The following is a 22,597-nucleotide window of genomic DNA, read 5'->3' as shown; positions in this document are numbered from 1 at the left end:
CTGTTCATCTATAATCATATTAACATGTTTACTCTTCATGGACAATAACACTTATAACTAGATTTATGCAATATGCTATTCACTTTCTCAAAGCAGCATACTTTTATCTTACAATCTCCTTAATTCATTACCAAGTGAGCATTTAATCACGTATTTAGGTTTACGTGTTTTTTTTTATATGTTACAGTATAAGTAAATTTTCGATACTACAAAAAGGGGGTGTCATTATAAATAAGATACGTATTATTTTAGCTGATGATCACGCTGTTTTACGTTCAGGATTAAAAGCGCTGCTCAATAATGATCCTCAATTTGAAGTAGTAGGTGAGGCGGAAAATGGAATCGAAGCGATTGCTTTGGTTAAAGCTCTTGCTCCCGATGTTCTAATTCTTGACTTATCTATGCCAGATATGAATGGTATGGACTGTATTAAAGAAATTCGCTCCCGAGGACTAACATGTCCTATACTGGTTTTAAGTATGTACGATGATGAAGAATATATTAAGGAAGTGATGCGCTCCGGCGCCAATAGCTATGTGTTAAAAAAGTCAGCCGATACAGAGTTAATGGAAAGTATTATTAAGATCCATAAGGGTAAGCGATATTTAAATGAAAAGCTCTCCCAATCGTTATTGAACAATTTGCTTTATACCGACTCTGATACGTATGATCTGCAACATCCATATAAAGTGCTTAGTGTACGTGAGCGTGAGGTGCTTCGCTTTCTGGCGCTAGGCCATACCAACAGCGAAATTGCCACTACTCTTTCTCTCAGCCCAAAAACCATTGACACCTATCGCTCACGGATCATGAATAAATTAAATATCCATAAAAAGTCTGATCTAGTGAATTATGCAATTCAATATAAATTAATAACGATTTAATTTGCCATCGTGAATGTAGGACTACACCTTACATTCACGTAGGATATAGTCCTACGTTTTTTTACTGTATATACCTTATTTACTTTTTATCATATTTAAGTGAAAATACAAATAGTTTGTATTTTTCAAACATGTTACAATTAAGGTATTATTTTTATCATTAAGGTTCTAATTAAACGATAAAGGGGTTATTTAAAATGGAAAAACACCACATCAATGCGTTGAAAGAGATTGTTGGAGAAGAAAATGTGTTGACAAGTGCCGAGGACTTATACTGTTACTCCTACGATGCAACACCTGGTCATGCTCACATGCCAGATGCAGTTGTATCACCAGCTAATACTGCAGAAACTTCTAAAGTTTTAAAACTGGCTAATGAAAATCGTATCCCAGTATATACCCGAGGGTCAGGTACTAATCTTAGTGCAGGCTGTGTCCCTACAAAGGGCGGTATTGTATTATTAATGACTCGCCTAAATAAAATTTTAGAAATTGATTTAGAAAACCTAGTAGCTGTAGCAGAACCCGGCGTTATTGTGGCTGATTTAAATAAAGAAATAGCTTCATTGGGTCTTATTTATCCTCCTGACCCAGGTACTGTGGCAACTGCAACCTTAGGCGGCACTGTAGCTGAAAATGCAGGTGGTTTGCGCGGTCTAAAATACGGCGTTTCTAAACATTATGTCATGGGTTTGGAAGTTGTCTTAGCAAACGGGGATATTATGAATACAGGCGGAAAAAATGTTAAAGATGTTTCTGGTTATGATATGACCAAACTCTTTACTGGATCAGAAGGCACCTTATGTGTTATCACTAAAATTATTTCCAAACTGGTTCCTGCACCAGAAGCTAAAAAAGCAATGATGGCGATCTTTAAAGATCTTGATAATGCTGGCAAAGCAGTTTCTGCTATTATTGCAGCAAAAATCATTCCTGCTACTCTCGAAATTATGGATAATGCTACAATTCGTACCGTAGAAGATTATGCTAAAGTAGGACTGCCACTAGATGCAGAAGCGGTACTTTTAATTGAAGTCGATGGTAACCCCATTGTTGTAGAAAAAGAAGCTGAAAAAGTTATGGAAGCTCTTAAAGCAAATCATGCTGATTTTGTACAAATCGCTAAAGATGATGCTGAACGCGATAAGTTATGGGCTGCTCGTCGTGCTGCTTTGCCAGCCTTGGCTAAACTTCGTCCTACCACCTATGTAGAAGATGCAACTGTTCCGCGTAATAAAGTACCTGATTTCCTTCGTGAAGTAAGCAGCATTGCCAAAAAACATAACGTAACAATCGGTACTTTTGGTCACGCTGGCGATGGCAATATGCATCCTACAATTGTGTGTGACATTCGTATTCCAGAAGAAATGGAACGAGTTTACCAAGCGATGGATGAAATGTTTAAAGCAGCGATTGCTCTAGGCGGTACATTAAGTGGCGAACACGGCATTGGTCTTGGCAAACTGCCATGGATGGAACAGCAACACGGCCAGATAACCATGAATACAATGAGATCAATCAAGCGTGCACTTGATCCTAACTTGATTTTAAACCCAGGAAAATTAGTGGGAGAGTGTTAATATGACTGAAACAATAACAGCTAAGGATATAAACGAACAAGATAAAGCTTTATTATCAGACCTTCAAGATGCTCTTGCCAATTGTATGAAATGCGGCAACTGTATGGAAGTCTGCCCTGTATATAAAGAAGTTGGTAAGGAAGCTGCGGTAGCACGTGGTAAATTATCGCTAATGGAAGGTGTTCTTAAAGGTTCAATTCCTCTTTCTGCTGCCTTTGACACCGCCATGTCCAAATGCGTATCGTGCAAAGCTTGTACAGCAAAATGCCCTTGTGGCGTACCTGCTGATGAATTAATCTTACGTGGACGCCAAGCTGCTGTAAAAGCACGTGGTCTGCATCCTATTAAGAAAAAAGTATTTGCCCTCCTAAAAAATAGACATCTATTTGACTTTTCTCTACGAATGGCAGGTGTCTTTGGTCCACTATCTTTCAAAAAAATACCTGGCAAAATGGCAGCCTTAGCTCGTTTTCCAATGCCAGGAATGGATTATAAAAGAGTAACAGCTCCTTTTGCCTCCACTCCCCTTAGAAGCCAATATCCTGAAGTAATAAAAGTTGACAGACCGACGATGCGAGTTGGATTCTTTACTGGCTGTACAATCAACTATATTTATACTGATGTTGGACAGTCCGTCATCAATGTCTTAAAAGAAAATAATATTGAAGTAACACTGCCTAGTATGCAGCATTGCTGTGGTACACCAGTATATATGTCTGGTGACGTAGATTCTGCTAAAATACTAGCAAAGCACAATATCGAAACTTTTGACAGCTACAACTTTGACTACATTGTTTCTGCTTGCGGCTCCTGTACAGAAGCTTTTCGTATTGAATTTCCTCATCTTTTTCATGATGATCCAAAGATGAGTGCTATGACTGAAAAACTGGCTAAAAAAACCTATGAAATTAGTGAGTTTCTCATTGATATTGTGAAAATTGATAAAACCAAACTGGGGCCGGTAAATACAACTGTAACAATGCATGACCCATGCCATATGGCTCGAGGCATTAAAGTTACAAAACAGCCTCGAGAGGTTCTAAAATCAATCCCCGGCTTGACCTTTGTCGAAATGAAAGCACCTGACCGCTGCTGCGGTTCAGGAGGGTCCTTTAGTTTGGGTAATTATGAACTTTCACGTAAGATTAATGATAAAAAAATTGCTGATATTGCATCTACTAATGCTGATACTGTAGTAACTAGTTGCGGTACTTGCCGAATGCATTTAACGGATGGTTTATTCCAAAACAATATGAATCAAGATGCTCTTCATGTCGTTCAAGTTTTAGACAGATCCTATAAAGCAGGTCACAAAAAATAATAAGTGGACTCAAAGAAGAAGTAGAGTAAAAGCCTTAATTAAGCTTTTACTCTACTTCTTCTTTGTTTTATTATATTTGGAACTTATTAACTTCGCCCTGCAAATCCATTGCTAATTTAGCTAAAGCCTGACTAGACGATGCGATCTCTTCCATAGATGCTGATTGTTCCTCTGTTGCAGCCGATACTGCCTGTGCTTCACCAGACGCTCTTTTGCTCAAATCATCCATACGTTTAACAGAACTTACAATTTGCTGACTGCCAATTGCCATCTGCTCAATAGCGGAAGAAATCTCTTTTATCTGGGAGGATACATGTGTGACTAATTTTGCAATCTCTTGGAAAGCCAGACCAGAAGTATTCACAATCTCTGTTCCCAATTTTACTTCTCTAGTACCTTCCCCCATAGCAACGACTGCTTTATTTGTATCTCCTTGAATCTCACTAATAAGAGTAGCTATTTGCTTTGCTGCATCTTGTGATTGCTCAGCTAGTTTTCGAACCTCTTCTGCCACAACAGCAAAACCTCGCCCTTGCTCTCCAGCACGAGCAGCTTCAATAGCAGCATTTAGAGCCAGCAAATTGGTTTGACCGGCAATACCAGAAATCGTATCTACGATTTGTCCTATTTCAATTGACCGCTCACCAAGTTTCGCTACGACTTCTGCAGAAGTGCTTACCGTTTTTTCTATGTATACCATTTGTTTTACTGCTTTATCCACCGATATATTACCTTCATTTGCCTTGTCAGCTGCCAACGCTGATTGTTCTGATACTTCACTCGCATTAGCAGCAATTTGCTGAACGCTGGCGGACATCTGCTGCATTACAGCAGATGTATCATCAGCCGCAGCCATTTGTTCTTCCATTCCTTGTGCTACATCGGTAATAGAACCAGCAATCTGATTTGACGCTTGAGCAGATTGGTCTGCACTAGCTGTTAATTCTTCTGAAGAAGCTGCCACTTGCTCAACAGATACATTAACCTGCTTCATAAGAGAACGAAGACTACTCTGAATTTTAAACAAAGCATCCGATAATTGTCCAATTTCATCTTCTCTTACAATGGAACGAGGTTTATCACGAAAATCACCATCAGCTAATTCTCCGCAAACTAATACCATCTCATTTAAAGGCTTTGTTATAATTTTGGTGATATATAATCCACTCATCCCTAACATGATCAATGACAATACCAATATAGCAATCGTAATCTGCGTTGCTTTTTTAAACGATAGCTGATTTTCTTCATTCATTTCTTCTGATAATTTACTATAATAGTCAGATAAAGTATATAATTGGTCCATAAGTTGATTTGCTAGTGGATCTACACTCGTAATATATAATGCATATGCTTCTGCATTTTTATTTTGCATGGATAGTTCAGAAGTTTGTTTCCTCGCTTCACGGTATTTTTGCATGTTCGTTTTTATCTTATTTAATAAATCGCTACTTTTTGCATCCAAAGTTATTTTTTCGATTTCTGCAAGATTGGTAGTTGTTTTTTCTGCTGTATCAACCAACATCTTTCTTAATTCTTGGTTCTTACTTTCATTTGTTGTCAGCATTAATTCCAAGGTTGCAGCGTCGCCTTTTCGAACCTCTGCACGAGTCTCATTTAAGATTTTTACTGGAATTAATCGCTCCTTATACATGCTATTCATATCTGTGTTCGACTGTTGAAGAAAATGATACCCTGTGTAACCTGAAACACCTAAAGATAAAAGAGATATAATAATTAGAACGCTTAATTTTAATACTACTTTCATATTGTCAAAAATTTTCAAGTTATTAGCTCCTTTTCGCGTTTATTTGGTTTCCAGTTATTTTCAATTCCTTATCCGCAAAAAAACATCTACTAAATAAGGATCAAAATGACTTTCCTTTCCTTCATCAATAATCTTATTTGCTTCTTTTTGAGTCATTGCTGTATGATATACTCGATTAGACGTTATGGCCTCATATACATCTGTAATAGATAATATTCTTGCTACCAAAGGTATTTCATCACCTACCTTTCCGCAGGGATATCCGGTACCATCATATCTTTCATGATGAGAAAGGATAGCATCTGCTACATTTTCTAATTGATGTAATGGATCTATCTTTTGTAATAGATGATATCCATTTTCGGGATGCTGTTTTATAATCTCAAATTCATGGTTCGTTAGTTTATCTGGTTTATTTAGAATTTCTTTAGGAATTATTATTTTTCCAATGTCATGAAGTAAAGCTGCCATTGCAATTTGTTGAATAATTTGAAATGATAGACCAAGCTTTACTGCAAATCCAACTGCAATTTTTTGAACTCTACATGAATGTTTCGCTGTAGGGAGGTTATAATTGACTATTAATTGAAAGAGATAGGCTATTACCTCAGACTTTGGAAAAATAGTAGCATTAAAGGACATGCAGACCTCCTAAAAACACAAGGCTAATGTAACATAATTTACTTATGTTACATTAGCCTTGTGTTTTTAAGAGATAGATTTAGTATAATTCTCACTTATTTAGAAACAAATTCAAATATTTTCATAGAATCAGAAAAAAAATTTCATATTTTTAAATAAATAAAGTCATAAAAGAAGGAAAAAAGATGAAAAATGACGTAATATATCAAAATTAGGAATATCAAGGTAACATAAGTAAATTATGTTACCTAATTTGTTTAACTTTACTTCTTCAAAGAAGTCTTTTTTTATGCGTATTTGTTGACTTATGTAATTGGAGGCAACTATTTAGTCAGATATCTTTCTCCACGCTCTTAATGATTTGTTCACTTGACGCATTGAATCTTAAACAGAAAGACCTCATCTTTAAGAAGATGACTTGCTTACGCTACAATTTACTTGCTATTAAATTATCAATACTAGCTAAAAGATATAGATTGAGTTAGCGGCATGGTAATAAAAAGACACCTCTTATGTTGTATAGTATACAACATAAGAGGTGTCTCATTTTTATTATTACACTTCCATAATAATAGGTAAAATCATGGGACTGCGACGAGTCTTCTCATACACAAATTTGCTTAAAGCATCCCGCACGCTACCTTTTATAGAAGCCCATTCTATCACTTTATTGGCTTCACAATTAGCCAAAACCTGCTTGACTCTTTGTTTGGCTTCAACCATTAATTGACCCGACTCTCGCACATAAACAAATCCTCTAGAAACAAGATCCGGTCCTGCCACAACACATCCACTTGCTTTGTCCATGGTTATTACAACAATGAGTACACCGTCCTGAGATAATTTACTTCGATCTCTCATAACAATATTCCCCACGTCACCCACACCTAAACCATCAACAAATACTTTGCCTGAGGTTACCTTACCAGCCAATTTTCCTGTTATAGTGCCGGCATCTTTAGCAAACTCAAAAACCTGTCCATTACTGCCAATAAAAATATTCTCTTTAGCAACGCCTAAGTCTTGAGCGAGCTTCCCATGGCTCATCAGCATTCGATACTCTCCATGCACTGGAATGAAATATTGAGGTCTTACCAAAGTCAGCATCAACTTCAATTCTTCCTGACTGGCATGTCCAGAAACATGAATACCAGCAGAACGTTCGTGAATGACTTCTGCTCCCAAGCGCAATAAAGCATCAATCGTCTTTGATACTGATTTCTCATTTCCCGGAATCGGCGAAGCAGATATAATTACAGTATCACTTGGATATATTTCAACTTTCCGATGATCATTCATTGCCATGCGAGTCAAGGCAGACATAGGCTCTCCTTGGCTTCCTGTCGACAAAATTAAAATTTGATTGCCTGGATAATTTTTGATTTCATCAATATCAATCAGTACACCTTCAGGCACTGTCAAGTATCCAAGTTCTGTGGCAATATTTACAACATTGATCATACTTCGTCCAATAATCGCCACTTTTCGACCATATTTACAAGCAGATGTAATTGCTTGCTGCACCCTGAGAACATTAGATGCAAAAGTTGCCAAAAGAATTCGTCCTTTTGCTGTACTGAATGCTTCATCAAGAGCAAGCCCCACCTGACGCTCTGACTTTGTAAAACCAGGTCTTTCCGCATTCGTGCTGTCGGACATTAAAACCATTACACCTTCATCGCCCAGTTCAGCAAACTTATGAAGATCCATTACCTTACCATCAACTGGCGTATAATCAATTTTAAAATCACCAGTATGAACAACTGTGCCAACTGGGGTTTTAAAATACATTCCTACAGAATCAGGAATAGAATGACTTACCCGCATAAATCCCACTTGAATTTTGCCAAATGTTATTTGATCTCCAGGCTTTATGGAAATCAATTTATAATTTGCCACATTATTTTCCTTCAAGCGGCACTCGGCCAGTCCCATTGCAAGGCGCGTACCATAAACAGGTACATCGATCTGCTTGAGTAAATAAGATAATGATCCAATGTGATCTTCATGACCATGAGTAATGACAACTGCCCTTATCTTATCCTGGTTTTCAAGAAGATAGGATATATCGGGTATCACTAAATCAATCCCCAGCATATCATCTTCTGGGAATGCTAGCCCAGAATCTAAAATGACAATATCATCCTCATATTGAATAACCGTCATGTTCTTCCCTATTTCGCCCAATCCACCCAGTGGAATAATAGCGAGCTTATTTTGTTTTTCCAAAAAAAAATACCTCCATTATTTGAGTTTGTATATTTAACTTTGTTTTCACCAATAGACGTTCCGTAAGTCACCCTACCAAATAAACTGGCTGACTTCATCCAAATGTTCATAAATGAAAATATCCGCTCACAACCCATTACTTACATTGTACTTGATCTTTCTACAATATACAAGCATTCCCTCATTGATCACACAATATTTACTCATAATTAAACAAATTTAGAACTTCGCGGATTTGGTCCTAATCTACTATGTCCAAATTATTTATTTCCTCCAGGGGAATTTCTACAAAAAGTTTAGTTCCTTGGCCAATAACAGACGTAATCGTAAGATTACCTTCTACTAAGGCTACCCGTTCACCCATCCCGTAAATGCCTAAACAAGTACGACTATGAGTACTTTCAGCCATTTTAGTATCAAATCCTACACCATTATCTTGGACCATTAACATAAGTTTGTCCTGTCTTTTGTTTAATGATACCGAAACCTCTGTTGCCTGCGCATGTTTTACAATGTTCGTTAACGCCTCTTGTAAAATCCGATATAACGTAATCTCAACTTCTGGAGAAAACCGTTCCCTAGACAAATTACTAAAATCTACATGTAAAGAAATTTCATATTGCTTAGCATAATTTTCTATATATTTTTTAGCTGCTGCAACCAGTCCTAAATCATCCAATAATACAGGGCGCAGTTCAACTGCAATATGATGAACCGCTTCTAGAGTTGTTACAGCAAGGTCACGTATTTTTAATATTTTTTCTTTATCTTTGCTATCTTCTACCTGCTCAGCAAGCATACGTAAGCCGACAATAATCGAAGTAAGAGATTGACTTGTTTCATCATGCAGCTCACGAGAAATTCTTTTACGCTCTTCTTCTTGTACCATAATAATTTTATTTAAGAACACAGAACGTAATTCTTCTTTTTCATGTAATGCTCCGACTAGTTTTTCCTGCTGAGCATTCGATTGAACATTAGCCTCTACAAAACGTGCTGCCAATCGGGCATAAGGCCCTGCAGTTTTTTGATCCCCAGTGATACCAATTACACCTATACATCGATTTTCAAACATGATAGGTACATTGTATCCTTGCCGCATACCCTTTAAAGAACATTCCTCTTCTTTTGTAACATAAAATTCTTTTACAACTCCAGCACCAAGCATTTTAGCACCTGATTCATGCACTTGCCCAATCCGCTCCCTGCTAAAAGACGCAATAATTACACCTTTATCATCAAGAATATTCACATTTTTATTTAATTCAGCAGCAACGATATCAACTAAAGATTGAGCAAACGCTGCATCCATCCGCCCATATGTATTATTCATAATTCGATCTCTCCCATGACTTTAATATGTATTTACTTTGTAGACTCATTTCTTTCTTATCGTATAATTTTAATACAATCTAATGATTGACAACTAATCTGATATTTATTAAAATAAGCAAGAAATTAAATATGTTGTGATTATAGAGGCGCAATTATTATCAGTATATATAGTGAGCTGGCGGGCAATGAGCTATATAGAAAGGAATAGTTGCCGAAACAGCAGAAATGCCATTTTTTGTTGTTGGGCTTGTATTTAATAAATACAAGACTGTCATCTAAAAGGTTCTTTTAGATGAAGTGCTATCTCACGCAAGCGTTAGTTTATTCTTTGGAGTAAATTTGGGGTTGTGAGATAGATCACAACCCTTTTTATTTTAAATCAAATAGGAGGTCAACTATGTCAAATTCTACAGTAAATCTTAAAGATTTATGTCCCGAAAAAGAAGGACTCAAACGCGGAATGAACTCACGCCATCTCATGATGATATCCATTGGTGGCACAATTGGCACCGGACTTTTTCTAGGTTCAGGTGTAACCCTCAATCAAGCAGGTCCTTTAGGTGCTGTCCTTGCGTACTTAACTGGCGGCTTTATCATGTATCTGGTATTATTGTGCCTAGGAGAACTCACCTCAGCAATGCCCGTTTCTGGTTCCTTCCAAAGCTATGCTTCACGTTTCATTTCTCCCGGTGCCGGCTTCACTACCGGCTGGCTGTATTGGCTGAACTGGGCTATTTGCATTGCTGCCGACTTTACTGCGGCAGGCATTATCATGCATAATTGGTTTCCACAAATTGAAATTTGGATATGGTGCGGTTTTTTTGCTATTATGCTTGCTCTACTAAACATTATTTCTGTAAGAGCTTACGGTGAAGCTGAATTTTGGTTTGCTAGTATTAAAGTAACTGCTATCCTAGCTTTTATTGTTGCAGGTGCCGGTTTGCTCTTTGGCTTTTCCAGTCATTCCGTCCCTATTGTTGGCTTATCCAACTTTAATACGGAAGCAGGTTTATTTCCTAATGGATTTCAAGCTGTATTTTTAACTATGATTGCAGTTGTTTATTCCTTTCAAGGTGCTGAACTTGTCGGTATAGCAGCTGGCGAATGCCAAGATGCCAGTAAAAATGTTCCTCGTGTTATTAAAGGCATTACCTTTCGGATTATTTTTTTCTATGTGTTAGCCATGATCGTACTGGCAGGTATTATTCCTTGGCAAGAAGCAAGTGTTTTAGAAAGTCCTTTTGCTCATGTATTCGGCATCTTAGGTTTTCCTTTGGCTAAAGATATTATGAGTTTCGTTGTTATGACTTCAGCTTTATCGGCAGGCAATTCAGCCTTATATGCCTGTTCTCGTCTCCTTTGGTCTATGTCTAAAGAAGGTTTAGCACCAAAATGTTTAAGTACATTAAATTCTCGCGGTGTTCCTGTCAATGGAGTCTATATTACTGTTATCTTGGCGTGTATGTCGTTACTCACTAGTGAATATGCTGCTGATACAGTGTACCTTTGGCTTATGTCCAGTACAGGACTGACTGGCTGCTTAATATGGGTCATTATTGCCTGGTGTCAACTCAACTTCCGCAGAGAATTCTTCCGTCTAGGGGGGAAAATAGAGCAGCTAAAATTTCGGACTCCTTTTTACCCTTTGGTTCCAATATTAGCTTTAACCTTAAATCTTGGAGTTATATGCAGTTTATATTTTGACGAATCCCAACGAATTGTTTTATATACAGGCATTCCTGCATTATTGGGCGTTTATTTATACTACATTTTGTTCTTGGACAAGAAAATTAGCGCAGCCAAAATTGAACAAAAAATGAACTAATAAATTAGTGCATAAAGCTTATATATTAAAAAAATGGTGGTCTCTGCTATGAGGTCACCACTTTTTTTATGCATCTCTTGAGATAAGTGTATATTGAAAGGCAAAACTTACTATAGAAGTGTACCTGTACTTTTGTGTTATAATATTATGTAAACAAAATAGAAAGTTGAGGCACATTCATTATGGATTCTTTCTCTCATGCACTTGTTGGCATCGCGATTGCAGGGTTGTCTGGTCATCCGTTATCCATTTCTGATCCGATCTATCTAGCTACTATTCTTGGCGCGCAAGCACCGGATTTTGATATCATTGCCCAAATAAAAGGAAAATTCTCTTATCTTAGGCAACATCGCGCTTTTTCTCATTCTATCCCGGGCTTAGTTCTATGGTCGTTGCTGATCAGTGCTGTTTTAGTTATTATTATGCCACAAGCTAATTTTCTATCCTTATTGGGATGGGCTTTCTCTGGCAGTTTATCTCATATCGTCATGGATTACTTTAATACCCATGGCGCTGCTATCTTATGGCCAATTCAGAAAGAACGTAAAAGTGTGCAGCTTTTAAATGTATTTGATCCAATGCTGTTCGCACTATTACTTAGTCTCTATGCTTTTGAAATTACAATGTTCACATTATCGTGCTTTACGTTTGCAATTCTTGCAGCATATATCTTATTTAGAATTGCTTTGCGCAAAAAAGCAGCAAAGCAGCTTTATCAATTATTTTCCCATCAAGATATCTTGCAAATCACTGTCATGCCATCATTAAGACGCATATTGTTCTGGGATTTTGTTTTAGAAACGAAAACCGCTTACTTGGTCGGAGAATTAGGAAGCATTTCGCCAGCATTAAAACTTCATGCTGACTTAGTAAAGGAAAAGGACATATCGAAATTTACACTACAAGCAAAAAAAACAAAAATAGGAGACTTCTTTGCTACCTTTACCCCCTTTATTTATTTTACAGTACAGGAGCATCCTCATTCTATCTCGGTTACAATTTACGATCTTCGCTATGTTTTAAATAAACAATTTCTTCATCGAGCTACTATTATTTTTGATCATGCCGCTAACCATCCTACTACTTCATATCTTCATACTTATGGCAGCACTACTCAAATTCCTTGTGACTTACACTAATAATTACTATTTGCGCCGTAGGAGTTCACGATTTTAGAGAATGTTTTTCTATCGAATTCCTTTATCATTAAAAAATTGTCCATATTCCTTATCACGCACTAAGATATGTTTAGCAATCCATTCTTTAAGAAACATAAAGGTTGGAAAAGATAATGCCGCCGCACCTTTTTTATGCTGATCTAAGAATTTATTCACTTCGGCTATATAAGAACCATGTTCTTTCTTGTGCTCTAAGAATTGTGGATAACCAAACTGCATCATTAATTCCTCTTCTGCAGAAAAATGATACGTAACATAATTTAATAACTCAACTAAAGTCTCTTGTGTTAACTCTCTTTCCTCTTCCAAATTCTCACATTCAAATACACGATGATACACATTATTGAATAAAATTAGTAATTTCTTATGATCATCATCAAATCTTTGAATTTTTGTTGAAAAGCTTTCATCCCATTCAAAAAACTCCATATTTAGTTCCTCCATTTTCTTGCATTCTTTTTATCATTTTCTTAAAAGAGACAAGTTCCTACCTGCTCATTATATAATTTATCTATTAAAATATAAACATTTTTTCTAGAAAAGAGATCTAAACGATATCTTATTCTCTTACATTTATAAGCAAAATGATCAATTAATTGATAAGTGAAAACTATTTTTATAATTTTTATAATTTTTTTTAAAATTTAATAAAAATCCTCTTTACTTTTGTACCAATTCAGCGTATGATTTAGAAGCACTTAAATAGATCGATTGAATTTCTCATTTATCTTGTTAAACATAACTTAACGAGATACAATGAACATTCTTATTACCTATTTTAGTAACAGATTTTAGGAGGCTATACAACACATGAACCAAGACAAAACTTTAACTTGCCGCGATTGCGCAGACCAATTCGTATTCTCAGCTTCAGAACAAGATTTCTTTGCTGAAAAAGGCTTTACTAACGAGCCAGGACGTTGCCCTTCATGCAGAGCAGCTCACAAACAAAGAAACGGTGGCGGTCGCAACAGCAGCTTCCAACAACGTGAAATGCATGATGCAACTTGTGCAGCATGTGGCGTTGAAACACAAGTTCCTTTCCGTCCAAGTGGCGATCGTCCTGTTTATTGCAGAGATTGCTTTAGCCAGAACCGCTAGGATGTCAGAGTCCCTGTCTATGACAGGGACTTTTTTATTTTCTTAAAAAACTTAACTTTCATTTGATCTTGTCGCTAAGTAAACGCCTGTAACTATCCCTAAAGCCCCTATAGATTTAAAGAATGTAAAAGATTCGCCTAAGATGAAAACAGATTGAACAATTGTGAAAATAGGTACCAAATTAACAAATACTGCGGCCCGCGATGCACCAATTTTTTCGATGGCAAACAATTGGATTAAGTATCCTAATACAGACGCAAATATGCTCATATATGCAATTGATAACCAGCCACCAACACTAGTTTTAGATAAATAAGAGCCAGGATTTTCTGCTATTACAAAGGGTATGGATAGGACTACACAAACTAAAAATGTGTAGGCTGTTACCATTAATGGTGATAAACAATACTTCTGCATATAGGAACGGCTTAAAAGCGCATATAATGCCCAATTAAAAACAGCGCTAAACATGAGTATGTCCCCAAGATTAAAATTAAACGTAGAAATCAGCAGCCAATCTGCATTCGTTACAATAAGAAAAACACCTGAAAAAGAAAAGATAATACCAACTAAACGTTTGAGTGTCATATGTTCCTTAAAAAATAAAACCGCCATAAGAGTAGTCAATACTGGATTGGTCGCACCAATCAAGGAAGAATTAATTGCCGTGGTATAGCGTAACGCACTAAAAAATAAAACATGATAAAAAAAGGTACCTATAATGCCTAATACAATCAGAGGCAGCCACTGCTCTCTTTTAGGCAGCCATTTTTCCTTCTCCCTACTATATAGCAAGAAGAATATAAACGGCAATGCCAGCAGGAAACGGAAAAAAGTCAGTGCAAAGGGCGGAAATTGCAGTACTGCGATTTTCCCTGTTATAAATGCACCTGACCAGAAAAGAGCTGTAAAGACCATTAGTAGGCAAACTTTATTTTCAGACATATATAGCCTCCTTATCGTATTTTTAATAAAATTATTTCATTCCCCTTAACAAAGGGTTTTACTCTCTCCTGACTTTATACTAAAATAGTAATAAAAGAATATAGGGGGCTTTTTTATGGCTGGCTGTAATGAACAAAATTGTACCTGTCCAAAGACAGATTGTGAACGTCACGGTAAATGCTGTGAGTGTATCAATTTCCATCGTAAAAAAGAAAATCTTGTATATTGTTTACGAGATTTAGGATCCAAGAACTAATTATATTGTATGTAAAGAATAAGAAGACTTTTACTCAAGACTGTAAAAGCCTTCTTATTCTTTATATGTATGAACTGCCGGCTAATAATCCAGCCCCTTTTCTTCTTAGCAATTCCCATATCTTAATCTTATTTGCAAAATATTATAACCATTATTTTAAATGACCAGAAGAATTAATGGAAAATGTACCTACCCCTTCCATTCCTTTAACCGTAAAACCTTTACTAATGATATTACGCAAGGCCACTCTACCGCGATAAAGTCGAGATTTCACCGCATTGATATTAATATTTAAAATTTGTGCAATTTCTGAACTTGAAATTCCTTCAATATCATGTAAAACAAGGAGTATGCGCTGGTTTTCGGGCAATTTTAAAATTGCCTGCTGAACCAAGTACTGCTTATATTTAACCTCACACATTCTATCGGGATCTTCATTTGGCTGTTCAATAGGCAACATCATTGAATAATATAAGCTCTCATCCCATTCCAACTGATTAACGGTTTGATTTCTTTTTTTACGAAAATTAAAGCAGACATTTGAACCCAAACGATATACCCAAGTGTATAGACTAGACTTTTCCTTAAAACTCTGCAAAGAACGATTTACCTGATATAAAATTTCCTGCAAAGCATCCATCGCATCATCGTGATTTCCCAGCATTTTATATGCTAAAGCATATAATCTAGCTTGATATTGATTTATAAACAGCTTTAACGCCTGTTCCTGATCGCCTTGCCGATAGAATGAAAGGATTTCTTGGTCAATAGACTGTACAATCTCACTCATAATTCAATTCCTTTCTTGAGATTTTTACTAATTATATCACTATGTGAGAAAGAAGTCAGCACTAAACCGCTCTATGACTCCCCTCCTTTACAAGAGAGAGACTTAGAGCGGTTAAATCCCAAAAAACTAAGATTAAATGAATTTAAATTTCCATTCGAATCAAATTTTCCTTATAGCGCATTTCCCGCAGCAATAAGATCCCTGAAAAGACTAAAGCCAGTACTAATGCAAGAGCAATAACACTAACGACTCCCTCCCACTCATACCAAAGCAAGAATTTTCCTCCGATTGTTCCAATTGTGCTAGCACCCAAATAGAAAAAAAGCAGATATAAAGAAGCAGCCTGCGCTTTGTCAGAACGAGCACATTTCCCTACCCAACTGCTTGCAACAGAATGACTGCCAAAAAAACCAAAGGTAAATAATGCTACGCCTAAAATTTTAATGGACAAACTGCCATTTACGGTAATCAAGCAACCTAGTAACATAATCGTAATGGATAAACACAGCACTTTTGAACTGCCATTACTATCCGCCAGCTTTCCCATAAACGTAGAACTAAAGGTTCCAATCAAATAAACAATAAAGATACATCCAACTAAGGTTTGACTTAAATTGTAGGGCGGAGCCATTAAAGAGTAACCAATATAATTATATAAAGTTACAAATCCCCCCATAATTAAAAAACTAATACTATATAGCATAAGTAATTCTATATTTTGCAATTTTTTAGTAAATGCAGTTAGCATCTCTCTCAAATCCCTTTTCTTGGGGGAGAAATTTTTAGATTTGGGTAAAGCAATCCAAAACCAAATACTCAATAACAGCCCAATTGTGCTAATACCAGCCACTGCAATATGCCATGTTGAAAAATCCGCCAGTGTACTAACCATAATACGCCCAGCTAAACCACCAACAGAATTGCCACTAATATAAATCCCCATTACCATACCTACTATTTTAGGATCAAATTCCTCATTTACATATGCCATAGCAATCGCAGGAAATCCTGCCAGCATAATTCCTTGCAATATCCGTAATATGAGTAATACTGAAAAGTTATTGCAAAAAGCAATTATAAGTCCTAATATCGCAGAAACAGATAACGATATTGCCATCACGATTTTCCTTCCCCTTGCATCAGAAAACCAAGATACTAACAGCATAAAAAATGCCATAATCCCTGTAGTAAGAGATATTGACAAACTGGCATAAGCTGGTGCTATATGAAACTCTTCTGAAAAAACAGGAATTAAGGGCTGCATGCAATAAAGCAAAGCAAACGTAACAAAACTTCCTAAAAACATAGCTGATATTCCTCGCCAATATGCTGTACTATTCTTTTGTATATAGGTCTTCATAATATCCACCACAGTCCTTCCTAATCAACGATCATTCTCTTTTTATCATAGTAACCTCCAAAGTATCATCTGTCCAATGCATCATTTTTATATAATTAATGTGTTATAATTATATAAAGACATTTCCCACCATATCTAAACTTAGATATTAAAATACGACATAACAAAAGGTGGTCAACATAATGGAGTGGAATCAACTGGAATATTTTAAATTAGTTGCCCAATTGCAGCACATTACTCATGCCGCAGAACAATTATCGATTTCTCAGCCCGCCCTAAGCCGTTCTATTGCTAAGCTTGAAGAGGAACTAGGATTTCCACTATTTGAACGTCGCGGTAAACACATTGTGCTCAATCGATATGGAGTCATCTTTCTACAGTATGTAGAACGGTCGATACAAGAAATCGATGCAGGAAAGCAAGTTATACACGATTTAATACATCCTGACTATGGCAGCGTGTCCTTATCTTTTCTTCACTCTCTTGGTTCGAATCTTGTGCCAAGTCTCTTAAGTAAATTCCGCTCTAAATTCCCAAATATACAATTTAAGCTTTATCAAAATGCTACCACTCTCCTCTTAGATCAACTAGAAGCAGGAGAAGTAGATTTATGTCTTTGTTCACCTGTAACAACAAAAGATTATATGGAGTGGGAGCCACTCTTTACTGAAGAGTTATTTGTTGTAGTTCCTTTTGGACATCGACTTGCTGAACGAAAATCCATTGAGCTTAAAGAAATTGCTCATGATCCAATTGTTACTTTCAAAAAAGATTATGGTTTACGTATTTTAACTGACCATTTCTTTAAAGAAGTAAATTTAAAGCCATTTATCACTTTTGAAGGTGAGGAAATTCTGACCGTCGCCGGCCTCGTCGAAGCTAAATTAGGAGTGGCACTCATTCCTCATGTCTTTGGTCTAGATAAAACCAATGTGTCCTTTCTACCTGTTTCTAAGCCGCAATGCCAGCGAGTCATTGGAATCGCCTGGACTAAAGAACGTTATTTATCTCCCGCCGCTCAACGATTCAAAAACTTTGTAATACAATCTTTTTCTTAATCTCTACCTCAATCAAATAAACAAACGGCTTCTTCATCCATTGGTGAAGAAGCCGTTCCGCTTTAAAAATATAACTTTTGTATCTCCTTGATAACTTCTTCCCCACGGCTTGACACCTGAGGAATTGAGTAACCAATAAATATAGGCGAAGTAACAAGTCTAGGCATAATTTTAGCAGAAATTTTACCTTCCAGCTGATAAAAAAATATATTATAACTATTACAGCGTTTATGAAAATGATTCAATAAGTAATGCGCTACTACTTGTATATAATCCGCCATCTTATCTACTGATGATGGATCCTTTAGCTTCACATTAAACTCGCAAAATCCAATTTTCGGTTCTTTCGCAAGATTTAACTCCGCCCCTCTGCTTTGATGAATCACAGTTCCATCCATCGTTTCCACTGGGATCCGCGGAACATAATCAATCGTTCTTAAACCTACAATCTGCATATGAGGATGCCGGATCGTGCCTCCAGAAAAAGGACCATGATTCTTAAAAAAGAGTACCGATGCAAATTCTCTGCTTGCTATCATAGCCTGCCACTTTTCCATACTGAAGTGAAATAACCGATGCAAATGTTCTTTTGGATAAAGCGACAATTCTGAGTGGCATTGATCCGTTTCAATAATGACCGTTTGCAAGGTATCCCGCAAAACAGGGTATTTATTTTTTAAAAGTATAATAGTACCATCTTCTGCTAATACATGTTCTAACTTCTCCCTACAGCAAAATGGACATTTCACTTCTGTATTCACAATATTCTCTGGTTTAGAACTTCCAATCGCAGAATCAAAAATTAAATGCTTTGCCATGTCTACCATATCTATCTCCTATCGATAATCTTAAATAGTTATTATATATATGATTATTATTTCAAGATTATCGATAAATTCCCTCTAAAATTAAATAGATTATCTTATATGATGCTCCATTAAATCCTTTTTCATTCTAACATGCCAGATACCAGCATCTAAAAACGGTACTGCCGATACGGTCACATAACCCAAGTTAGCATAAAATGCTTCTGCACTACATTGGGCGTCAAGCAGCACATTGGAAAATTGACTAGCAATCGCCTGTTGTTCTAACAATTTCATAATTTCTCGCCCTACTCCACTGCCACGCAGCTCCTTACGTACAGCGATACGCTGCAGTTTGCCGCTATTTTCTCCGTAGGCTATTAACCGTCCTGTAGCAGCTGCCTCGCCATCCTCAGCAATAATCAGCCCATGTACACATTCATGAGGAGCCGCATCATAATGATCCATTTCAAGATCAACTGAAATGCCTTGCTCAATCACAAATACTTTCCGACGTAAGTCTAAACATAATTGCAATTCATAATCTGTATTTACAATACTATATTGCATATCTATTTCCTCTAATCCCTTCCTACAACGCGCATATAGGATATGAGCCAAAACTCTTAAACCATAGGCTCTTTTCTTTTACAGCCTCTACTGCACTGCGAACATTATTCTTTTCCATACTACCATCCATATCAAAGAAAAATATATAATTTCCCATACCTGTCCGTGCAGGTCTGGATTCGATTCTTGTAAGATTAACGTTCCTCGTAGAAAACTCCTGCAGAATCTCACATAAACTACCTGGACGTTCTCCATTCATTTTGCAAACAACAGAAGTTTTACAGGGATCTGACAACAAATAAGCATCTATCGGGCTATCGCCCAAGACAATAAACCGTGTACAATTGGTAGAACTATCCTGAATATCACCAGCTATGGTTTGCAGCTTATAAAGAGCGCCAGCACTTTGACTCCCTACAGCTGCATAGTTTTCTATACCACTAGCAACAAGAGTCGCAGCATCAGCAGTACTATTCATAGCTCTTAACTCAGCGTCAGGATAAAGCCGTCTCAAATTATGACGACACTGGGCCAGGGCCTGAGGATGAGAAACGATGACCTTAACATCCTCCCAATGCTTTTTGACTAAAAGATTATGCCGTACTGGCCAAATCACCTCTTTCCTAATATATAAATTCACTTCGTGAGCTAAGATATCCAACGTAACATTTACTGAACCTTCAAGGGAGTTTTCCACAGGAACAATCCCTTGAGATACTTCACCAGACTCGACCGCTTTGATGGCCACATCAATGCTGGAATAAGATTTAAAACTGACTTGATCCTTATTATATAGACGAAACGCCACTTCTTCACTGTACGTACCATGGGGACCAAGATAACCTATGATCGCCTCTTTCTCACACCAACTGCTAAGCTCCATGCTGCTCCTCCTGTGCCTTTCTCGTCTATTTATTTAAAAAGTGTTCAAGCAAGCTCATTCCTTCTGGCGTTAACACCGATTCGGGATGAAATTGCACGCCTTCAACCTGGTATTCTTTGTGCCTAATTCCCATTATTAAGCCGTCTGCTGTTCTGGCTGTTATTTCTAAGCAATCAGGTATGCTCTCCTCTTCCACCAGCAGGGAATGATAGCGCCCTGCAACAAAAGGCTGAGACAAGCCTTGGTAAATCCCATCCTCTTTATGATAGACATCAGCTACCTTACCATGTATAGGCTTAGGAGCACGCACTACCTTCCCACCAAAGACTTCACCAATTGCCTGATGACCAAGACAGATGCCTAAAATCGGCAATTCACCAGCAAAGGCTGCGATGACCTCTTTACTAATTCCAGCATCACTCGGTGTACCCGGACCTGGTGAAATAATAATGGCATTATATCTTCTTGCCCTAATTTCATCTACGGTGACAGCATCGTTACGGACAACTTCTACTTCATACCCTAAGCTAGCAACGTATTGATAAACATTATACGTAAAGGAATCATAATTATCAATAATTAAAATCATAATTTTCATCCTCCATAATCACTTTAAACAAAACTTTAGCTTTATTTAAGATCTCCTGATATTCTGTTTCTGGCACTGAATCTGCTACGATGCCAGCACCTGTTTGAATTCCCACTTGATCACCATCAATGACCATCGTACGTATTGTAATACAAGTATCCATATTATTTCTAAAGTCAAAGTAACCGACTGCCCCTCCATAAGGTCCGCGGGGTAACTGTTCCAATTCATTAATAATTTCCATAGCCCGAACTTTTGGTGCACCACTTAACGTACCCGCTGGAAAACAAGCCGCCAATACATCCATCGGAGTATATTTGGGATTCAGAACACCAGATATTTCAGAAACTAAATGCATCACATGAGAAAATTTTTCTACTTCAAGTATGCGGTTTACCTTTACAGTCCCTGGCAGACTTACACGACCAACATCATTACGCCCTAAATCAACCAGCATATAGTGCTCTGCTCTTTCCTTCTCGTCAGCAATTAATTCTGCCGCTAATTTCTCGTCCTCTTCCGGGCTTTTCCCCCGCGGCCTAGTGCCAGCAATAGGACAAGTAAATACATTCCCGCCTTCTAATTTCACAAGCATCTCTGGCGATGCGCCAACAATTTGTCTTTTACCAACATTAATATAAAACATATAGGGTGAAGGATTGACTTGACGTAAGCGGCGATATAAATTAAATGGGGTTTTAGTCGTTGTTAAGTGAAAAGGTTTGGAAAGCACAACTTGAAAAACATCTCCTGCAGCAATATATTCCTTGGCCTTTTCTACCATGGTTAAATAATTTTGTTTAATCTCTTCATCATCTAGCCCTGCAGAAGTTCCTTGTACTTCTATTTTACGCTCTGCATTTTGGACTATAGCAACTGACTGCTGTATTTTATTTATTAAGCCACGCAAATGTCCAATGGCTTTTTCGTATTCTACACGAGTGTCGATACCTTCCTCAATACTAGCCAGGTATAATAATTTTGCTGAATGGGTGAGATGGTCCATTACAATAATGATGCGGCAAAACATAAATTCGCCTAAAATCTCATCTTCAGGAATATTCATTCCTCTAATTTTTTCCCATGTGCCAACGGTTTCATAATTAAAATACCCGACAGCCCCGCCGCTAAAAGGGGGTAATTCAGGGATATTAGGGAAAGAGAACTGTCCTAATATCCTTTGCAATGCAGCAAGTGGTGGAGCTTCTACCGTAGTAACATCCTGCCCTTTTCTGACCTCAGTCTTTTTACTTCTCCCCAATACCGTAATAAAAGGATCCGCTCCAATAAATGAATATCGTCCAAAAGCTTTACTCGTATCTGCACTTTCTAAAATAAACCCAGGGTTATCGCCTGTAATCTTAGAATAAATGGACACAGGAGTATCCAGATCAACAGATAAATCAGTAAAAATAGGAATCAGATTATATTCTTTTGCTAATTTAGAAAAATCAGCTAAGCTGGGAATGATTTTCAT

At 37.1% G+C, this 22,597-nt stretch carries 21 protein-coding genes and 1 riboswitch; of the genes, 8 read left to right on the top strand and 13 right to left on the bottom strand.

What is annotated here, in order from left to right:
- Window positions 1-164: 164 nt before the first annotated feature.
- The 3 genes from BMZ99_RS00165 to BMZ99_RS00155 all read left to right on the top strand — a co-directional run bounded on the left by BMZ99_RS00165 (window position 165) and on the right by BMZ99_RS00155 (window position 3,785).
- Window positions 165-884, top strand: a complete 720-nt coding sequence (locus tag BMZ99_RS00165) for a response regulator (protein WP_245754741.1) — start codon at window positions 165-167, stop codon at window positions 882-884.
- Between the two features lie 197 nt (window positions 885-1,081).
- On the top strand, window positions 1,082-2,464 hold the full coding sequence (locus tag BMZ99_RS00160; RefSeq protein ID WP_090931764.1) for an FAD-binding oxidoreductase: 1,383 nt from the start codon (window positions 1,082-1,084) through the stop codon (window positions 2,462-2,464).
- Between the two features lies 1 nt (window position 2,465).
- Entirely contained in the window at window positions 2,466-3,785 is a 1,320-nt protein-coding gene (locus BMZ99_RS00155; protein WP_090931762.1) for a (Fe-S)-binding protein, read from the top strand.
- Window positions 3,786-3,855: 70 nt separating this feature from the next.
- Here the strand turns inward: BMZ99_RS00155 and BMZ99_RS00150 are convergent, their stop codons facing one another.
- The 4 genes from BMZ99_RS00150 to BMZ99_RS00135 all read right to left on the bottom strand — a co-directional run bounded on the left by BMZ99_RS00150 (window position 3,856) and on the right by BMZ99_RS00135 (window position 9,757).
- Complete coding sequence (locus BMZ99_RS00150) at window positions 3,856-5,571, bottom strand: methyl-accepting chemotaxis protein (protein WP_090931760.1); 1,716 nt, start codon at window positions 5,569-5,571, stop codon at window positions 3,856-3,858.
- Window positions 5,572-5,613: 42 nt separating this feature from the next.
- On the bottom strand, window positions 5,614-6,195 hold the full coding sequence (locus BMZ99_RS00145; RefSeq protein WP_090931758.1) for an HD-GYP domain-containing protein: 582 nt from the start codon (window positions 6,193-6,195) through the stop codon (window positions 5,614-5,616).
- Window positions 6,196-6,750: 555 nt separating this feature from the next.
- Window positions 6,751-8,424, bottom strand: a complete 1,674-nt coding sequence (locus BMZ99_RS00140) for a ribonuclease J (RefSeq protein ID WP_090931756.1) — start codon at window positions 8,422-8,424, stop codon at window positions 6,751-6,753.
- A gap of 241 nt (window positions 8,425-8,665) precedes the next feature.
- The gene (locus tag BMZ99_RS00135; protein WP_090931754.1) at window positions 8,666-9,757 is read right to left on the bottom strand and encodes a sugar diacid recognition domain-containing protein; all 1,092 of its coding nucleotides are present in this window, start codon (window positions 9,755-9,757) and stop codon (window positions 8,666-8,668) included.
- A gap of 135 nt (window positions 9,758-9,892) precedes the next feature.
- Window positions 9,893-10,070, top strand: a riboswitch (Lysine riboswitch).
- A gap of 86 nt (window positions 10,071-10,156) precedes the next feature.
- Between BMZ99_RS00135 and BMZ99_RS00130 the strand changes: the two genes are divergently transcribed.
- Together BMZ99_RS00130 and BMZ99_RS00125 are read left to right on the top strand one after the other, a co-directional pair.
- On the top strand, window positions 10,157-11,584 hold the full coding sequence (locus BMZ99_RS00130; RefSeq protein ID WP_090931752.1) for an amino acid permease: 1,428 nt from the start codon (window positions 10,157-10,159) through the stop codon (window positions 11,582-11,584).
- 182 nt (window positions 11,585-11,766) lie between these two features.
- Window positions 11,767-12,723 (top strand): metal-dependent hydrolase, encoded by a 957-nt coding sequence (locus BMZ99_RS00125; RefSeq protein ID WP_090931750.1) that lies wholly within the window; start codon window positions 11,767-11,769, stop codon window positions 12,721-12,723.
- A 48-nt stretch (window positions 12,724-12,771) separates the two neighbouring features.
- Here BMZ99_RS00125 and BMZ99_RS00120 read toward each other — a convergent pair whose 3' ends face one another.
- Window positions 12,772-13,191 (bottom strand): bacteriohemerythrin, encoded by a 420-nt coding sequence (locus tag BMZ99_RS00120; RefSeq protein ID WP_090931748.1) that lies wholly within the window; start codon window positions 13,189-13,191, stop codon window positions 12,772-12,774.
- 381 nt (window positions 13,192-13,572) lie between these two features.
- On the opposite strand from BMZ99_RS00120, the gene BMZ99_RS00115 reads away from it, so the two are divergent.
- The gene (locus BMZ99_RS00115; RefSeq protein WP_090931746.1) at window positions 13,573-13,863 is read left to right on the top strand and encodes a zinc-ribbon domain containing protein; all 291 of its coding nucleotides are present in this window, start codon (window positions 13,573-13,575) and stop codon (window positions 13,861-13,863) included.
- Window positions 13,864-13,914: 51 nt separating this feature from the next.
- Here BMZ99_RS00115 and BMZ99_RS00110 read toward each other — a convergent pair whose 3' ends face one another.
- Entirely contained in the window at window positions 13,915-14,808 is an 894-nt protein-coding gene (locus BMZ99_RS00110; RefSeq protein WP_090931744.1) for a DMT family transporter, read from the bottom strand.
- Window positions 14,809-14,923: 115 nt separating this feature from the next.
- On the opposite strand from BMZ99_RS00110, the gene BMZ99_RS26135 reads away from it, so the two are divergent.
- Window positions 14,924-15,064, top strand: coding sequence for a hypothetical protein (locus BMZ99_RS26135; RefSeq protein WP_175490438.1), 141 nt, complete (start codon window positions 14,924-14,926; stop codon window positions 15,062-15,064).
- A gap of 151 nt (window positions 15,065-15,215) precedes the next feature.
- Here the strand turns inward: BMZ99_RS26135 and BMZ99_RS00105 are convergent, their stop codons facing one another.
- A complete protein-coding gene (locus BMZ99_RS00105; RefSeq protein WP_090931742.1) occupies window positions 15,216-15,854 on the bottom strand; it encodes an RNA polymerase sigma factor in 639 nt (212 codons plus the stop codon).
- A gap of 142 nt (window positions 15,855-15,996) precedes the next feature.
- Window positions 15,997-17,214, bottom strand: coding sequence for an MFS transporter (locus tag BMZ99_RS00100; RefSeq protein WP_175490444.1), 1,218 nt, complete (start codon window positions 17,212-17,214; stop codon window positions 15,997-15,999).
- Window positions 17,215-17,396: 182 nt separating this feature from the next.
- On the opposite strand from BMZ99_RS00100, the gene BMZ99_RS00095 reads away from it, so the two are divergent.
- Complete coding sequence (locus BMZ99_RS00095) at window positions 17,397-18,272, top strand: LysR family transcriptional regulator (protein ID WP_090931738.1); 876 nt, start codon at window positions 17,397-17,399, stop codon at window positions 18,270-18,272.
- A 62-nt stretch (window positions 18,273-18,334) separates the two neighbouring features.
- On the opposite strand, the gene BMZ99_RS00090 is transcribed toward BMZ99_RS00095, so the two are convergent.
- The 5 genes from BMZ99_RS00090 to trpE form a co-directional block, all read right to left on the bottom strand.
- Complete coding sequence (locus tag BMZ99_RS00090; RefSeq protein WP_090931736.1) at window positions 18,335-19,099, bottom strand: DUF4931 domain-containing protein; 765 nt, start codon at window positions 19,097-19,099, stop codon at window positions 18,335-18,337.
- A 90-nt stretch (window positions 19,100-19,189) separates the two neighbouring features.
- Window positions 19,190-19,648 carry a GNAT family N-acetyltransferase gene (locus BMZ99_RS00085; protein WP_090931735.1) on the bottom strand — a complete coding sequence of 153 codons (459 nt, stop codon included), beginning with the start codon at window positions 19,646-19,648 and terminating at the stop codon, window positions 19,190-19,192.
- Between the two features lie 22 nt (window positions 19,649-19,670).
- Window positions 19,671-20,531, bottom strand: a complete 861-nt coding sequence (pheA, locus tag BMZ99_RS00080; RefSeq protein ID WP_090931734.1) for a prephenate dehydratase — start codon at window positions 20,529-20,531, stop codon at window positions 19,671-19,673.
- A 25-nt stretch (window positions 20,532-20,556) separates the two neighbouring features.
- Window positions 20,557-21,120, bottom strand: a complete 564-nt coding sequence (locus BMZ99_RS00075) for an anthranilate synthase component II (protein ID WP_090931732.1) — start codon at window positions 21,118-21,120, stop codon at window positions 20,557-20,559.
- The gene (gene trpE / locus BMZ99_RS00070) at window positions 21,104-22,597 is read right to left on the bottom strand and encodes an anthranilate synthase component I (protein ID WP_090931730.1); all 1,494 of its coding nucleotides are present in this window, start codon (window positions 22,595-22,597) and stop codon (window positions 21,104-21,106) included. Before trpE ends, BMZ99_RS00075 begins: the two co-directional genes overlap by 17 nt.

This window comes from Pelosinus propionicus DSM 13327, from assembly GCF_900114615.1.
Lineage (GTDB): Bacteria > Bacillota > Negativicutes > DSM-13327 > DSM-13327 > Pelosinus > Pelosinus propionicus.
The sequence above is the reverse complement of the archived record's forward strand: the minus strand, read 5'-3'. Positions and strand labels throughout refer to the sequence as shown.

Excerpts from the sequence above, each read along its gene's own strand:
- BMZ99_RS00160 (WP_090931764.1), top strand. The coding sequence starts at position 1,082 with ATGGAAAAACACCACATCAATGCGTTGAAAGAGATTGTTGGAGAAGAA.
- BMZ99_RS00155 (WP_090931762.1), top strand. The coding sequence starts at position 2,466 with ATGACTGAAACAATAACAGCTAAGGATATAAACGAACAAGATAAAGCT.
- BMZ99_RS00145 (WP_090931758.1), bottom strand. The coding sequence starts at position 6,195 with ATGTCCTTTAATGCTACTATTTTTCCAAAGTCTGAGGTAATAGCCTAT.
- BMZ99_RS00135 (WP_090931754.1), bottom strand. The coding sequence starts at position 9,757 with ATGAATAATACATATGGGCGGATGGATGCAGCGTTTGCTCAATCTTTA.
- BMZ99_RS00130 (WP_090931752.1), top strand. The coding sequence starts at position 10,157 with ATGTCAAATTCTACAGTAAATCTTAAAGATTTATGTCCCGAAAAAGAA.
- BMZ99_RS00125 (WP_090931750.1), top strand. The coding sequence starts at position 11,767 with ATGGATTCTTTCTCTCATGCACTTGTTGGCATCGCGATTGCAGGGTTG.
- BMZ99_RS00120 (WP_090931748.1), bottom strand. The coding sequence starts at position 13,191 with ATGGAGTTTTTTGAATGGGATGAAAGCTTTTCAACAAAAATTCAAAGA.
- BMZ99_RS00115 (WP_090931746.1), top strand. The coding sequence starts at position 13,573 with ATGAACCAAGACAAAACTTTAACTTGCCGCGATTGCGCAGACCAATTC.
- BMZ99_RS00110 (WP_090931744.1), bottom strand. The coding sequence starts at position 14,808 with ATGTCTGAAAATAAAGTTTGCCTACTAATGGTCTTTACAGCTCTTTTC.
- BMZ99_RS26135 (WP_175490438.1), top strand. The coding sequence starts at position 14,924 with ATGGCTGGCTGTAATGAACAAAATTGTACCTGTCCAAAGACAGATTGT.
- BMZ99_RS00105 (WP_090931742.1), bottom strand. The coding sequence starts at position 15,854 with ATGAGTGAGATTGTACAGTCTATTGACCAAGAAATCCTTTCATTCTAT.
- BMZ99_RS00100 (WP_175490444.1), bottom strand. The coding sequence starts at position 17,214 with ATGAAGACCTATATACAAAAGAATAGTACAGCATATTGGCGAGGAATA.
- BMZ99_RS00095 (WP_090931738.1), top strand. The coding sequence starts at position 17,397 with ATGGAGTGGAATCAACTGGAATATTTTAAATTAGTTGCCCAATTGCAG.
- BMZ99_RS00090 (WP_090931736.1), bottom strand. The coding sequence starts at position 19,099 with ATGGTAGACATGGCAAAGCATTTAATTTTTGATTCTGCGATTGGAAGT.
- BMZ99_RS00085 (WP_090931735.1), bottom strand. The coding sequence starts at position 19,648 with ATGCAATATAGTATTGTAAATACAGATTATGAATTGCAATTATGTTTA.
- pheA (WP_090931734.1), bottom strand. The coding sequence starts at position 20,531 with ATGGAGCTTAGCAGTTGGTGTGAGAAAGAGGCGATCATAGGTTATCTT.
- BMZ99_RS00075 (WP_090931732.1), bottom strand. The coding sequence starts at position 21,120 with ATGATTTTAATTATTGATAATTATGATTCCTTTACGTATAATGTTTAT.
- trpE (WP_090931730.1), bottom strand. The coding sequence starts at position 22,597 with ATGAAAATCATTCCCAGCTTAGCTGATTTTTCTAAATTAGCAAAAGAA.